This is a genomic window from Lacrimispora amygdalina (assembly GCF_003432035.1).
Classification (GTDB): domain Bacteria; phylum Bacillota; class Clostridia; order Lachnospirales; family Lachnospiraceae; genus Lacrimispora; species Lacrimispora amygdalina.
Genome location: NZ_QOHO01000095.1, coordinates 1 through 14,177, shown reverse-complemented (window position 1 = coordinate 14,177; position 14,177 = coordinate 1). Strand labels below are relative to the sequence as shown.

At 44.3% G+C, this 14,177-nt stretch carries 13 protein-coding genes and 1 riboswitch; of the genes, 4 read left to right on the top strand and 9 right to left on the bottom strand.

Annotated elements, in window-relative coordinates; genetic code table 11:
• The gene (gene pth, locus DS742_RS24350; protein ID WP_117419533.1) at positions 1–567 is read right to left on the bottom strand and encodes an aminoacyl-tRNA hydrolase; all 567 of its coding nucleotides are present in this window, start codon (positions 565–567) and stop codon (positions 1–3) included.
• A gap of 235 nt (positions 568–802) precedes the next feature.
• Between pth and DS742_RS24345 the strand changes: the two genes are divergently transcribed.
• Together DS742_RS24345 and DS742_RS24340 are read left to right on the top strand one after the other, a co-directional pair.
• Positions 803–2,461: a DUF4091 domain-containing protein gene (locus DS742_RS24345; RefSeq protein WP_117419532.1), complete on the top strand. Its 1,659-nt coding sequence runs from the start codon at positions 803–805 to the stop codon at positions 2,459–2,461.
• Positions 2,462–2,539: 78 nt separating this feature from the next.
• A riboswitch (purine riboswitch) is annotated at positions 2,540–2,635 on the top strand.
• An 11-nt stretch (positions 2,636–2,646) separates the two neighbouring features.
• Positions 2,647–4,056, top strand: a complete 1,410-nt coding sequence (locus tag DS742_RS24340; protein ID WP_117419531.1) for an NAD(P)/FAD-dependent oxidoreductase — start codon at positions 2,647–2,649, stop codon at positions 4,054–4,056.
• Between the two features lie 62 nt (positions 4,057–4,118).
• On the opposite strand, the gene DS742_RS24335 is transcribed toward DS742_RS24340, so the two are convergent.
• The 8 genes from DS742_RS24335 to DS742_RS24300 form a co-directional block, all read right to left on the bottom strand.
• Positions 4,119–4,916, bottom strand: coding sequence for an HAD family hydrolase (locus tag DS742_RS24335; protein ID WP_117419530.1), 798 nt, complete (start codon positions 4,914–4,916; stop codon positions 4,119–4,121).
• Positions 4,913–5,497, bottom strand: a complete 585-nt coding sequence (locus DS742_RS24330) for a xanthine phosphoribosyltransferase (RefSeq protein WP_117419529.1) — start codon at positions 5,495–5,497, stop codon at positions 4,913–4,915. Before DS742_RS24330 ends, DS742_RS24335 begins: the two co-directional genes overlap by 4 nt.
• 25 nt (positions 5,498–5,522) lie before the next feature.
• On the bottom strand, positions 5,523–6,632 hold the full coding sequence (gene tig, locus DS742_RS24325; RefSeq protein WP_117419561.1) for a trigger factor: 1,110 nt from the start codon (positions 6,630–6,632) through the stop codon (positions 5,523–5,525).
• Between the two features lie 125 nt (positions 6,633–6,757).
• The gene (locus tag DS742_RS24320; RefSeq protein ID WP_117419528.1) at positions 6,758–8,152 is read right to left on the bottom strand and encodes an aminopeptidase; all 1,395 of its coding nucleotides are present in this window, start codon (positions 8,150–8,152) and stop codon (positions 6,758–6,760) included.
• A gap of 46 nt (positions 8,153–8,198) precedes the next feature.
• On the bottom strand, positions 8,199–8,660 hold the full coding sequence (gene dtd, locus DS742_RS24315; RefSeq protein WP_117419527.1) for a D-aminoacyl-tRNA deacylase: 462 nt from the start codon (positions 8,658–8,660) through the stop codon (positions 8,199–8,201).
• Positions 8,661–8,674: 14 nt separating this feature from the next.
• Entirely contained in the window at positions 8,675–10,474 is a 1,800-nt protein-coding gene (locus DS742_RS24310; protein ID WP_117419526.1) for a glycerophosphodiester phosphodiesterase, read from the bottom strand.
• 72 nt (positions 10,475–10,546) lie between these two features.
• Complete coding sequence (locus tag DS742_RS24305) at positions 10,547–11,224, bottom strand: GTP pyrophosphokinase (RefSeq protein ID WP_117419525.1); 678 nt, start codon at positions 11,222–11,224, stop codon at positions 10,547–10,549.
• A gap of 129 nt (positions 11,225–11,353) precedes the next feature.
• Positions 11,354–12,286 carry a S1 RNA-binding domain-containing protein gene (locus tag DS742_RS24300; RefSeq protein WP_341457697.1) on the bottom strand — a complete coding sequence of 311 codons (933 nt, stop codon included), beginning with the start codon at positions 12,284–12,286 and terminating at the stop codon, positions 11,354–11,356.
• A gap of 172 nt (positions 12,287–12,458) precedes the next feature.
• On the opposite strand from DS742_RS24300, the gene DS742_RS24295 reads away from it, so the two are divergent.
• Positions 12,459–13,184 (top strand): phosphatase, encoded by a 726-nt coding sequence (locus tag DS742_RS24295; RefSeq protein WP_117419559.1) that lies wholly within the window; start codon positions 12,459–12,461, stop codon positions 13,182–13,184.
• Positions 13,181–14,119, top strand: coding sequence for a LysR family transcriptional regulator (locus DS742_RS24290; RefSeq protein ID WP_117419524.1), 939 nt, complete (start codon positions 13,181–13,183; stop codon positions 14,117–14,119). Before DS742_RS24295 ends, DS742_RS24290 begins: the two co-directional genes overlap by 4 nt.
• Positions 14,120–14,177 lie beyond the last annotated feature (58 nt).

Sequence of the window (14,177 nt, the reverse complement as noted above, 5' to 3'; positions counted from 1 at the left end):
TTATTTCTTCCTGTTGAAATAATTCATCGCCTTTTCGGCGCCATCTTCCACCATCATGATTGACGCTTCTGCTGCCGCACGGTAAGCATCGGCCATTACAGACTCCTGCTCTTTCGGGAACCGCCCCAGCACATAGTCTGCCAGATCCATCTCTTTTGGCTTTTCTCCCACTCCGACTCTGATTCTTGGAAATTCCTGGGTTCCTAAATGCTGAATGATATTTTTCAGCCCGTTGTGGCCGCCGGCGCTTCCTTTCAGACGAATGCGAAGCTGCCCCTCTGAAAGGTTGATGTCATCACAGATGACGATAATATTCTCAGGCTCCACCTTGTAAAAGTCAGCCATTGAGCGAATACTCTCTCCGCTTAAATTCATATAGGTCTGGGGTTTTGAAAGAATCACCTTTTTAAATCCCGCCATTCCCATACCGTACACAGCTTTGTGCTTCTTTTCTGTCATGCGGATTCCAAGTTTGTCCGCCAGAACATCAATAGCCTCAAAACCTACGTTGTGTCTTGTTTTATCATATTCTCTTGTTGGATTACCTAATCCTGCGATGATGTACATGATGATTCTCCTTATTATTGTCTATATTAACAGCAGTTGCGTTTCATGACTGATGGGGGCGTTTTATGAACGCCCGAAAAGCGTTAGATTTCCCATACAGGGGTACCTAACGCGATTCTTTTCATTTTAACAGTTTAAAAGAAGGATGTAAAGGCAGAATGACAGATTTATTTTATTCCATTGATAACAGATACACAGGAGGTTATAATGTAACTATTTAGGGAGGAATAACGACATGGAAAAACAGAACAATTATTACCGGATGATTCTTTTAAGCTCACTAAACAAGGTTTTTGCCGATGAAGAGCCCTTATTCTTTCCGGAATGCTGCCGCCTTAGCGGGCTTTACGGCGAAACTGTTTCCTTTCAGGCCGCCTGCTCTTTTACCGGAAATGAGAAAGAAACTCTGCGGGTTGATATCAGCTCTGCATTAAAAAAATATATCAGGATCCGCCAGGTGATCTCTGTTCCCTCTGCATATCCGGCCCATGTTAAACGGGACAGCAATTATCTCCGCTATACACCAGGGCTTTATCCGGATCTCCTTAGAAATCTGGATCCGGATGAATTTGTGCTCCTTCCCGGTGTGTGGCAAAGCCTTTGGATTGACCTGTCACTTACCCATGATATCCCTGGTGGGGTTTATCCCATCACGGTTTCACTGATTAATGGAGCAGAATTAACAGTGGCCTCAGTTACTGCTGCAATCGAAGTCATTCCTGCATCATTGCCGGATCAGGAGCTGATTCATACGGAATGGTTTCACGGAGACTGTCTGGCTGATTATTATAATGTTTCCGTATTTTCGGAAGAGCACTGGCATATCCTTGAAAATTTTATAACCCTTTATGGTAAAAAGGGCATGAACATGATACTTACTCCCATCTTTACCCCTCCTCTTGATACTGCCAGGGGCGGGGAACGGACGACCATACAGCTGGTTGAAATAACGGAAGAAAACAACCAGTATCAGTTTGATTTTACCCGGCTGAAACGGTGGGTGGCGATCTGTAAGGCTTCCGGTATTAAATATTTTGAAATGGCACATCTGTTTACCCAGTGGGGAGCAGGCTTTGCCCCAAAGATACTGGTGATGAAAAACGGAGAGACGGTCAGACGGTTTGGCTGGCATACCCCTGCCATAGGTGAATACACCTGTTTTCTCAATCAGTTTCTTCCTGCGCTGAAGGAGGAACTGAAAATTCTTGGTATTCTCGACGATACCTGGTTTCATATTTCAGACGAACCAAGAAGTGCCCATCTGGAATCTTATGCCGCAGCCAGAGAATCCGTAATGAGCCATTTAAAGGGCTGTAAGCTGATTGATGCCCTATCCGAATATACTTTTTATGAAGCAGGTCTGTCTGAGCGTCCAGTTTGTGCCACCGACCACATCGAACCATTTTTGCAGCACGGTGTTCCTCATTTATGGAGTTACTATTGCACTGCACAGTGTGTGGGTGTTGCCAACCGCTTTATGGCCATGCCATCAGAGCGGAACCGCATCTATGGAATCCAGGTCTATAAGTTCGGAATTGAAGGAATACTCCACTGGGGTTTTAACTTCTATAATTCTGAATATTCCAAGGAACATATTAATCCCTACCTGGTTACTGACAGCGGAGGGAGTTTTCCTTCCGGTGATGCATTTTTAGTTTATCCCGGAGCGGATAAGAATCCGGAGGAATCCATACGCCTTATGATTCTAAATGAAGCTATACAGGATCACAGGGCGCTAAAACTGCTGGAACAGTATATCGGCAGGGAAGCTGTGATAAAGCTTTTGGAAGAGGATCTATCGGAACCGATTACATTTGATACTTATCCAAAATCATCTGCATATTTAACTTTAACCAGGAATAAAATCAACCGGACATTAAAGCAGTATATTTAAAGAAAAGGATGCTGGGGCAATCATCCATGTTATAGAAATTTTATACTCATGTACCTTGTCATACCTCCTTCCATTATGATAAAATAAAACCGTTGCGCTTATATAAGTTCAAAATTGGTTGAACGTTTCTACCAACTACCTCAATAGTTGACTATAAGGGTTAGAAGGAAAAAGGAGTGATGTTCATGAAGGAAGCTTCAAAAAATTACGATGTGATCATCATCGGTGCAGGCCCCTCCGGTATTTTCTGCGCCTATGAACTGATCGAGAAAAAACCGGATTTAAAGATCCTTATGATTGAAAAGGGCCGTCCTATTGAAAAACGTACCTGTCCCAAACGTACAACCAAAGTATGCGTAGGCTGCAAACCATGCTCCATCACCACTGGCTTTGCAGGTGCAGGAGCATTTTCAGACGGTAAACTGTCGTTATCCCCTGATGTTGGAGGTAATCTTCCGGAAATACTGGGATATGACAAAACCGTAGAACTGTTAAAGGAATCTGACAATATTTATTTAAAATTCGGCGCTGATACCAACGTATACGGTGTGGACAAGCAGAAGGAGATTCAGGAGATCCGCCGCAAAGCCATTAACGCCAATTTAAAGCTGATCGAATGCCCCATCCGCCATCTTGGTACGGAGGAAGGCTATAAAATCTACACCCGTCTCCAGGAGCATTTACTGACACAGGGTGTGGAGATGGAATTTAATACCATGGTTAAGGATATCATCATTGAGGATAATCAGGCCAGAGGTATTATTACTGATAAAGATGAGGTTTACGAGGCTCCTGAGATTGTCTCCGCCATCGGGCGGGAAGGATCTGACTGGTTCAGCCATATCTGCGGTAATCACGGAATTGAGACAAAGGTGGGAACCGTTGATATCGGTGTCCGTGTTGAAGTCAGGGATGAAGTAATGGAATTCCTGAATAAGAACCTCTATGAAGCAAAGCTGGTTTATTACACACCAACTTTCGACGATAAGGTACGTACCTTCTGTACCAATCCTTCCGGTGAGGTAGCTACTGAATACTATGAGAACGGACTGGCTGTGGTCAACGGACATGCCTACAAATCCCAGGAATACAAAACCAATAACACAAACTTCGCGATTCTGGTATCCAAAAACTTTACCAAGCCCTTTAAGACACCGATTGAATATGGAAAACATATCTCACAGCTAAGCAACATGCTGTGTGACGGAAGAATTCTGGTACAGACCTTTGGAGACTTCCAGAGAGGCAGACGTACCACAGAAGAGCGATTGTGCCGGAACAATCTCATTCCCACCTTAAAGGATGCGGTTCCCGGCGATTTATCCCTGGTATTCCCTCACAGAATTATGGTTGATATTAAGGAAATGCTGCTGGCTCTCGATAAGGTTACGCCTGGTATTGCCAGCGACGAGACTCTTCTTTACGGTGTAGAAGTTAAATTCTATTCCAATAAAGTAGTCGTTAACAGTGATTTCGAAACCAGTGTGCTGGGACTGCGTGCCATCGGAGATGGTGCCTCTGTAACAAGAGGACTTCAGCAGGCCTCTGCTAACGGAATCAGCGTTGCCAGAAGCATTTTAAACAAATTATATTAAGCACAAAAAACATGGGACCGGTTATTGCCAGTCCCATGTTTTTTCTATATCTTTCCGGTGTGTTAAACAAGCCCCAGCTTTTTCATCGCATAAGCCACTCCGTCATCTTCCACATTCTTTGTGTAGAAGGTGGCATACGGCTCCAGCTCCACGCTGTGGTGTCCCATTAAAATACAGTTCTTTGCATATTCAAACATGGATAAATCGTTGGTGCTGTCACCGAATACGTATGTATCGGAAAGATCCACTCCATAATACCTGATTACTTCCTCAATGGCAGTGGCTTTGGAGTGTCCTGCCGGAACACATTCGTAAAATCCGCCGCCCCGGTTAATTATATCAAAATCCAATCCCAGTTCTCTGGCAAAGCCCTTCATATCACTTTGTTCATCTTCCATAACGCAGAATTTATCAAAGTCATAACAGTCTTCATCCCAGCCGAACGGAGAACAGTTTCCCTCGGAAGCTACATTCTCCTTCATGATTCTGACCTTTTCGATCCGAGATTCCTCTTTGTTAAAATAGCAGCTTTCTGTTCCCTCTAAGATCCCGTCAAGACCATATTTCAGGATCATTTTCTTAATTTTAATACCCGTTTCATGAGGAATTGAAGCGGAGTAAATCACGTCTTTCCCCGCTACAATCCGTGTCCCGCAGCCGCAGCAATAGCCGTCAACCTCCAGGAGAGACCGAATAGGTCCGGTGAGGCAGTAGGTGCGTCCGGAATTAATAAATACCAGATGCCCTGCCTCCCTCGCCCGTTCAACGGCCTGCTTTGCGCTCTCCGGCACATTACGGTTAATTTCCGAAAAAAGCGTGCCGTCAATATCAAAAAACAGGGCTTTTCTCTTCCCGGTCATCGATCACCTCGAAAACAGATGGTACCGGTGGTTTCATCCATGCTTTCAACAATTGCCAGGGATTCTACCCGGATTCCTTCAGAACGAAGATGGTCTCCTCCGGGCTGAAATCCCTTCTCTATAACAATTCCTGCTCCTACCAGTTCTGCGCCGGAGTCTCTTACAATCGCTGCAAGCCCCTCTAACGCTTTGCCGTTGGCCAAGAAATCGTCAATGAGCAGCACCTTGTCACCAGCACCCAGAAATTCCTTGGATACCATCACATCATAGGTTCTTCCATGGGTAAAGGATTCTACCTGAGTAGTATAAACATCTCCGGCAATATTCTTCGTCTTGGATTTCTTGGCAAATACAACAGGAACATCAAAATACTGAGCCACAATGCAGGCGATACCGATACCGGAGGCCTCAATGGTCAGGATCTTGTTGACTTCTTCATCTGCAAATCGTCTTTTAAACTCTTTTCCGATCTCCACGAACAGCTTTATATCCATCTGGTGATTTAAAAAGCTGTCTACTTTCAGTACGTCACCGGACTTGATCTTTCCATCCTTCCGTATTCTGTCCTTTAAAAGCTGCATAAAGGTTCCCCCTATGGTATGTGATTTATTCCGTTATCTTAGCGTTCTCTTTTAAGAAATCCAGTACTTTATTGCTGATGATATAATCATCTACTTCATACTGTCCTGCTGCCTGGATCATGCTGTCTACACTTTCGTAACCCATCTTCTCGGCTACATCCTTGCGGTCATCATCGTTTACGGTGATTCCCTCTTTTTCAGCAATTGCATTTAATACCAGTCTCTGTTTTACGATTCCTTCCGCCTGAGTCTTCACTGTACTTCTGAAATCTTCTTCCTTCATTCCTGTAAACGCTGTGATAAATGATGCAAAATCCATGCCATAAGCGGCCGCCTGATTGGTATATCTGGCAACTACATTCTCTACATTGGCATCAATCGCTTCCTGATTCGCTTCAACTGTAGAATTTGCTAAAACAGCATCATAGATATTGCTTTTTACATTCTGATCTGCCTGGTCATTCTTATTCTGAAGAAGAGTCTGTTTTTTGTCTTCTTTATATTCGTCAACCGTCTTGAACTCTGTGTTTTCCTGAACAAATGTATCATTTAACTCAGGAGTCTGCTTTTCCTTAATGGTGTTGACAGTTACTTCAAATACTACCGGCTGTCCTGCCAGATCCTTGTTGTTGTATTCCTGTGGGAAGGTAAGATCCAAAGAGAGCTTGTCTCCTTTTTTGGCTCCGATAATTCCTTCTTCAAAACCAGGAATGAACTGATTGGATCCAATGGTTAAATCATAGCCCTGAGCTGTGCCGCCGTCAAATGCTGTGCCATCCTTTTTTCCTACAAAATCAATGTTTACAACATCGCCGGACTGTACGGCACGATCTACTTCCACATCTTTTTCATGAGCTGCCAGATCACTCTGGATTGCCTGCTGCACTTCCTCATCTGTCACTTCCACAGCATCCCTTTTTACTTCAATGCCCTTGTAATTACCCAGTTTAATGGTTCCGTTATCCACTTTTGATAAGTCTACAGACGGAACTGTTTCCTGTGCGGAGGATTCAGTAGCCGTGGCTTCTGTGGTTTCAGGTGCTGCTGTCGTTTCAGTTGCCGGTTTCTTGGAACAGCCGGTTACAATAGCGGCGGCAACAAGTCCGCACATACATACATTTAAAATTTTTTTCATAATACAATCCTTTTTCCTTCTAAAATTATATATCATATTCGTACTGCTTCCAGTCAGTTATACCATATTGTACACAGTAAAAAAAGCACTTTCCGGAAATTAACAAAAATTTCAATATTCCGTTATTATTTGTAAAATGCCTGGAATGCCTTATATGTATTATAAACATCCAGTTTGGAAGAAAGCTCAAAGGGAGAATGCATGGACAAAATCGGCACACCTAAATCCACTACATCTACATCCATCGCGGCTACATACTTTGCAATTGTTCCGCCGCCGCCCTGGTCTACTGCACCAAGCTCACCGATCTGCCAGTATACGCCTTCCTTCTCCATCATGGCAATTACCTTTGCCATCAGTTCCGCGCTGGCGTCGTTTGATCCTGCTTTTCCCCTGACACCGGTATACTTTGTCAATACACAGCCTTTGTTTAAATAGCAGGAATTGCGCTCCTCATAAACAGAAGAAAAGGTGGGATCATAAGCTGCATTCACATCAGAAGATAAGCACATGGAATTGCGCAGGACAGTTCTCACATTTGCACGCGCCATTTCAGCCAGGTCCTCGATGTAATGAAGAACAAAGTGGGAATTTAAGCCGGTATTGCCGTCAGAACCGATCTCTTCCTTGTCTGCCAGTACGGTCACTGTGGTATATTCCGGTTTCACTGCATCTATCTCCGCCATAAGCGCTGTATAAGCACATACCCTGTCATCCTGTCCGTATGCACCGATGATGCTGCGGTCCAGACCAACATCACTGGCTTTCTGTGCCGGAACCAGCTCGATCTCAGCACGTAAAAAATCTGTTTCCGTAATTCCAAAACGGTCGTTTAAAAGTTTGAGAGTCATCAGCTTAACCGGTTCTTTTATTTCAGCCTCATCATTAAAAGGCAAAGATCCGATGACAACATTCAGTTCCTCTCCCTTCAACCCTTCTCCAAGCTTTCTACTATTCTGTTCCGCCGCCAGATGGGGAAGTAAGTCTGTGATGCAGAATACAGGATCGCCTTCCTTTTCACCGATATTAACCTCAATCACTTCTCCGCTTTTTTTAATAATCACACCATGCATGGATAATGGAATCGTCGCCCACTGGTATTTGCGGATTCCGCCGTAATAGTGGGTCTTGAAGTAAGCCAGATCGTTCTTTTCATAAACAGGATTTGGTTTTAAATCAAGTCTTGGGGAATCGATATGGGCGCCGTTGATGCGCAGTCCCTTCTCAAGGCCCTGTGTTCCAAAGGTAGTTGCAAGTATCGCCTTCCCTCTGTTAACCTGGTATACTTTATCTCCCGGCCGGTAGGTCTTTGTTCCGTCAAAAGGCACATAGCCCTGCATTTCCAGCATGGCAACGGCTTCTCTTACACACTCCCGTTCTGTCTTTCCATTATCAAGAAACCTCTTATATCCATTGCAGAACAGATCTGCCTTTTCCATCTGTTCCGGCGCTTCTTTTCCGATGTGGGGAAATTTAAATGTCAGTTCTTCCTGAAGCTTTTGTCCAATTGTTTTATCCATGGTAAATAATCCTCCGTTTTTGTCAGGGCACTGCCCTATTCATTCGTTAAGTGGTTGCCGGACATATCGTCTCGCTGTCTAATACCAGCGTAAATGGTCCGTCATTTAATAAAGAAACCTTCATATCTGCACCGAAGCTGCCGGTCTGAACCCTCTTTGCAAAAGTTCCAAAACGTGCCGCAGCGTATTCATAAAGGCGGTTAGCCAACTGCGGGGAGCCTGCACCCGCAAAACTGGGCCGGTTTCCTTTTCTGCAGTCAGCATAGAGAGTGAACTGGCTCACTACCAGAATCTCTCCCTCCACCTGAGATAAAGATAAATTAGTCTTCCCGTTTTCATCGGGAAAAACTCTGAGTCTGCTTATTTTGTCCACCATCTTATCAGCGACCTCTTCTGTATCCGTGTCGGAAACTCCTAACAAAAGCAGAAAGCCTTTTCCAATAGAGCCGGTCTCATGTCCATCTACAGTGACCGCAGCATGGGCAACCCGCTGTAATACAATTCTCATGTGTGTTCTCCTGTCTATTTTAATACCAGCTGCAAATATTCCAGCAGACTTTCTGTGGCAGCCTCGCGGTAAACAATCTCCCGCGCAAGTATGGGATAATCTGTAATGATATTATCAACTCCCAACATCTTCATTCGTTCCATCTCGCTTTTCCCGTTCACAGTCCAGGCGTGTACCGTCTTGCCTTTTTCATGGGCAGCCTCCACCAGCCGTTCATTGATAAAACTGGATCGAATGCTGATAAAATCTATGGAATCACTGGAATAAAAATTCCCGTATGCCGCAGATATAATATAGCCGGTGCGGATCTGTGGGTCTGCCTTTTTAATTCTGACCAGATAGGAAAAACGTGTGGAAGTCACCACGCACTGCTCTTTCATCTGATATTCATCGATCAGCTGTACCACCTTTTCGGGTAAATCACTGTCGTCTCCCAGGTTTTTAATCTCAATGTTTAAATTGATCTTCCCTTTGCAGTATTCCATGGCTTCTTTAAGGGTGGGTATATACTCCCCTCTGTATTCGTCGGAAAACCAGGCGCCTACATCCAGCCTGACCAGATCATCATAATCGTAGGAACCGATGGTCCGGTTTATTCCAGCCACCCGGTTCAAAGTGAAGTCGTGTGCCAGTACCACGATCCCGTCCTTTGTCTCCTGCACATCAATCTCTGCATAATCAGCCAGATCATCCACTGCCTTTCGAAGTGCAGCCATGGTATTCTCCGGTGCCTCATTAGAACTGCCCCGGTGGGCTGTGATCTGAATCTCACTGAGCATATCTCCGGTAATTACAGAGCCGTTTCTTAAAACGTAAAAGAGAGACAGAAGACAAAGTACTGTTGCGGCAGACATAATGATTCCTGCTGTCTTCCGGTTCCCAAAAGGCTTACCCTCATAACCGATGGCTGCCGCCTTTCTGGAGATGCGGCTGTTAAACCGGAAATACTGAACACTGACAGCCCCGTATTTACCCACAGCCAGAAGCATACTGGAAAAGAAAATAAGGACCAGTTCAATCCAGTCACAGGCTGCCGGGAGCACAGCAAGCGCCAGGCGGTTATCCGTAAACAGGGTAACTGCCACAGCGGTAAGCAGCACACAGAATCCGTAAAGCGCCCAAAGGGCAAGGATGGCAAGCCCATAGTAAACAAACATCAGAGGCAGAACCTCAAAAATCCTGCGTCTTATAAGCCACCAGCTTTTTAAATAGCCAGCCCGGAACCGCTTCTGCTCCACCATACAGGCATGAAATGCATAAAGCCCCGGAACCACAAAAAACAGGACCAGAAGAATGGATGCTGCCAGCAGTACCCGCCCCCATGGCTGCCTCAGTAACTCAGAAGTAACGAAATTAATCGGTTTTACATGGGTAAATACCCGATAAATCAGATACAGATTCGTAATAAAATAATCCGCCAGAACCAGAAGTCCCAGCTGCCAGTTTTTCCGGCGGATCTCATCAAAAAGTTTTGATAATCCGCCAGCCAGAATCTGCCACAAATTCAGCTTTCTGAAGTAGAATGCTCCCTGATACAGTGTAATCAGACAGCCTGTTTCCAGAAGCATTATTAATATTCCAAGAATCAAAAGAGCAGCAATGATCGCTGCTGTCCATGGTTTTATCAGAAAGGAACCGATATTTGACGCAGTTAAATAGCTGTAATCCGCCATTTTAAGCGCAAACTCAAGACCTGCATTTAAAGCAAGCAGATACAAAGGAGCTGTAACCAGCCGAAACAGCAGCGTGAAGATGAGACCATTTCTCTGGTTATATTTAAGAATCTTAAATGTGTCTTTTGTTAATGTGCCCATAGAACAACCTTCTTTTTATGAAGTTAAAAACAGCCTTAAGCGGGCGGAATCGTCAAGGCTGCACCTTTTCTTTTATTCTTCCTCTGCCTTACTGTCTCCGCCGTCCGGTATGGGCTTTTGTGCTTCACTCAGCTCCAGAATGGCCTGGTTCAAAGAAAACATCTTTTTATCAAGCATATTGACCACATCTGCACAGGCTTTCAGCTCCTGCTGCAGATATGCCGGCGCATTGCCTTCAAATTTGTAGTAAATCTTATGCTCAAGACTTGCCCAGAAATCCATGGCGACCGTTCTGATCTGAACCTCCACCTTGGTATCAACCGGCCCATCCGTCAGATAAATGGGGATGGTCACTACCATGTGGTAGCTTTTATATCCATTGGGCTTTGGATTCTCAATATAATCCTTTACATAAAGGACTGTTACATCACTTTGCTTTGTTATCATCTCCGCAATCTGATAAATATCTGAAGTAAACGAGCAGATAATCCGGATTCCTGCAATATCGTTTAACTTTTCCACCATATTATCGATGGTCACATCGTACCCGTACCGCTTTAACTTTTTAACAATACTGTCCGGCGTCTTAAGTCTCGACTTGATGTGCTCAATGGGGTTGTAATTATAGATATGCACAAACTCATTATTGAGTATCTCTATTTTTGTATTAATTTCCCTTAATGCTGAGTCATACAAAAATATGATGGATTTCCACTGGTCAACCTGATCAAATGATTTGGGAATATTCATTCCACATTCCCCCTCCCTTGGCAACCTGTCTGAATCAGTGAGACAGGGGCAGCCCAAACGACAGCCCCTGCTACTCTTTAAACAGTATACCATAGAAACCCGATATTTTATATTGTTTTTACCCAGTTTCTAAAATTTTAATCCTTTTAAAAGATTTGCAAGTCCGGTAGATGCACTTCCCTCTTCTTTGTAATCAAAGATCTCTGCTGACTCTTCCTCACCGGCTTCCACCGCCTTCATGCTTAAACTGATCTTATTATCTGCAGTCGAAATAATTTTAACCTTTACCGTCTGTCCTTCCTTTAAAACTGCGCCCGGGTGTTTAATTCTCTGATTGCTGATCTGTGAAATGTGAAGAAGACCGGAAAGACCATTTTCCAGATTAATAAATGCACCGTAATCCTTGATGGTATCAACCGTTCCTTCCATAACTGCTCCAACCTGACATTTAGCGATCTTTCTGCCGGTCTCCTCTTTCTGTTTTAATAATGCAGGCTCTTTTCCGGACAGCACCAGCTTCCGGTTCTCTTCGTCGGCAGTAATCACTGTGACATCAATGGTCTTTCCGCTAAAATCCTCCAGGTTTTCAACATACTCCGCAGCCAGCTTGGAAGCGGGAATAAATCCGCGGATTCCCTCCAGGTAAACAACAGCTCCGCCTTTAACAATCTCAGATATCTTAACCGCTATCATGGTGCGGTCTTCCATCATGGTCCTTAACTTCTCCCATGCTGCCTGATCATTTTGAAGCTTTCTGGAAAGCACAAGGTTGCCTTCCCCGTCATCGGTGCTTATAACAGTTGCGGTGATTTCCTCTCCCGTATGAATTTCAACAAGAGGGTTAAAATCAGGGTCACTGCTTAAGTCCTCTTTATTAATGATTCCTTCAGCATAATATTTTAAATCCAGAAAAACCTGGTCCTCACTTACGCGGATTACTGTTCCGGTTACTGTATCGCCTTCTCTGACGCGTTTAAAGGATGCCTCCAGCTCTGCCGCATAATCATCCATGGTTTCCATCCGCTCCTGCGAAATGGCATCTGTCTTCATCTCTTCTTCCATAAGAATTCCTCCATTCATAAAATACCTTGTTTCAGGCATAATCTAAGTATATATTTAACACATCCCGCCCGATATTTCTATAGTTTTCTCAGGAAAAATATGTTATATTCTAAGAAATATACATACCTGCCGAATCAAAAGATCCGGCTTTGCTACAGAAAGGACAAACATGATGAAGGACATAATGGACCTGCATACTCACACCGTGGCCAGCGGACATGCATACAGCACTTTGTATGAAATGGCAAGATCCGCCTCTGAAAAGGGACTCACTCTCATGGGTTCCACGGACCACGCACCAAAATTGCCAGGAACATGCAACGAATTTTATTTTATTAATTTTAAGGTGATCCCCCGCACGCTCTACGGAATTCATATTCTTATGGGAACGGAGTTAAATATACTGGACTATACTGGCCGGATCGACTTAAGAGAAGGTCTTCTTGAAAATCTGGACTATTCCATAGCAAGCATCCATGAGCCCTGCTATAAAAACGGAACCATGGCCCAGAATACAAGTGCCTATACAGGCGCTATCGAAAATCCCTATGTAAAGATTATCGGACACCCGGATGACAGCCGCTTTCCGGTGGATTACGATACCATAGTCTGTGCAGCGGCAGAAAACCACACACTTCTGGAGGTTAATTCCAGTTCCCTTCACCCCTTAAGCGCCAGAAAGAACGCAAGGGAGAACTATCAGATCATGCTGGATTTATGCCGCCGCTACAGCGCATCCATTATTATAAACAGCGATGCCCACATTGAGGCTGATGTTGGGAATCATGCCCGCGCATTAGAGCTGCTTGATGAATTATCTTTTCCCCAGGAACTGGTTGTAAACAGCTCCATTGACCGGCTTCTCCCTTATATACCAAAGCTGGAGGCTTATCTATGATTAACTTCCTGAACCTGGAATATTTTCTGGCTGTTGCGGAAGAATTAAATATTACAAGAGCCGCTAAGCGGCTTTATATTTCCCAGCAGTCTTTAAGCAACCATATCTCTAATATGGAAAAAGAATTCGATGTTCAGCTCTTTAACCGTACCATGCCTTTGACACTGACCTATGCGGGCCGTGCCTTAAAGATCCGTGCCAAAGAGCTTCTGGATCTGAAGGATGAAACATACCGCCAGTTAGCAGACATTAAAGATTTTACCATCGGACAGCTTTCCATCGGTGTATCCCACACCAGAGGGCGCTTTCTTCTTCCTGTCATTCTTCCCGCCTTTCAGGAGAAGTTTCCCAATATCGAACTTCATCTGGTAGAAGGAAATTCGTCTGAACTAAGCAATGCGCTGATTCACGGAGAGATTGACCTGATGATTGACCTTCTTCCATTTAAAGCAGAAAACGTAGAAACAGTTCCCATCTGCGAAGAAGAAATTCTTCTCGTAGTTCCTGACCAGATCTTAGACCGGTATTTTCCTGGCAGGCAGGAAGAGATTAAAAAGGAACTGGAATCCAATGCGGATGTTACACTTTTAAAGGATTGCCCTTATCTTCTCATCAATAAAGGGAACCGGGTACGCACCATTGCCGACGAAATATTTGAAGAGGCCCAGCTGTGTCCAAACATTCTTTTGGAGACAGAAAATATCGAAACAGTTCTTGCCCTTGCATCAAAGGGAATGGGCATTACCTTCTATCCTAAAATGTTTATGTCGGGAAACCAGGACGGCGCCGGTGCCGTTATGAAAAAAACCGGTCTAAATTACTTTTCATTAAATTACATGCGCAGCCATGGCATTCTCGCGTTTGGATGCCACAAGGGCAGATACTTGTCCCAGGCTACGGAAGAATTTATCCGGATTGCAAAGGAAAATATATAGATTTAACTGCAGATTGACAAATGGGTTAGAATCCTATACCCGAATTATTCATGAGAGG

Coding starts and splice junctions, on each gene's coding strand:
- pth (WP_117419533.1), bottom strand. CDS start 567: ATGTACATCATCGCAGGATTAGGTAATCCAACAAGAGAATATGATAAA.
- DS742_RS24345 (WP_117419532.1), top strand. CDS start 803: ATGGAAAAACAGAACAATTATTACCGGATGATTCTTTTAAGCTCACTA.
- DS742_RS24340 (WP_117419531.1), top strand. CDS start 2,647: ATGAAGGAAGCTTCAAAAAATTACGATGTGATCATCATCGGTGCAGGC.
- DS742_RS24335 (WP_117419530.1), bottom strand. CDS start 4,916: ATGACCGGGAAGAGAAAAGCCCTGTTTTTTGATATTGACGGCACGCTT.
- DS742_RS24330 (WP_117419529.1), bottom strand. CDS start 5,497: ATGCAGCTTTTAAAGGACAGAATACGGAAGGATGGAAAGATCAAGTCC.
- tig (WP_117419561.1), bottom strand. CDS start 6,632: ATGAAAAAAATTTTAAATGTATGTATGTGCGGACTTGTTGCCGCCGCT.
- DS742_RS24320 (WP_117419528.1), bottom strand. CDS start 8,152: ATGGATAAAACAATTGGACAAAAGCTTCAGGAAGAACTGACATTTAAA.
- dtd (WP_117419527.1), bottom strand. CDS start 8,660: ATGAGAATTGTATTACAGCGGGTTGCCCATGCTGCGGTCACTGTAGAT.
- DS742_RS24310 (WP_117419526.1), bottom strand. CDS start 10,474: ATGGGCACATTAACAAAAGACACATTTAAGATTCTTAAATATAACCAG.
- DS742_RS24305 (WP_117419525.1), bottom strand. CDS start 11,224: ATGAATATTCCCAAATCATTTGATCAGGTTGACCAGTGGAAATCCATC.
- DS742_RS24300 (WP_341457697.1), bottom strand. CDS start 12,286: ATGGAAGAAGAGATGAAGACAGATGCCATTTCGCAGGAGCGGATGGAA.
- DS742_RS24295 (WP_117419559.1), top strand. CDS start 12,459: ATGAAGGACATAATGGACCTGCATACTCACACCGTGGCCAGCGGACAT.
- DS742_RS24290 (WP_117419524.1), top strand. CDS start 13,181: ATGATTAACTTCCTGAACCTGGAATATTTTCTGGCTGTTGCGGAAGAA.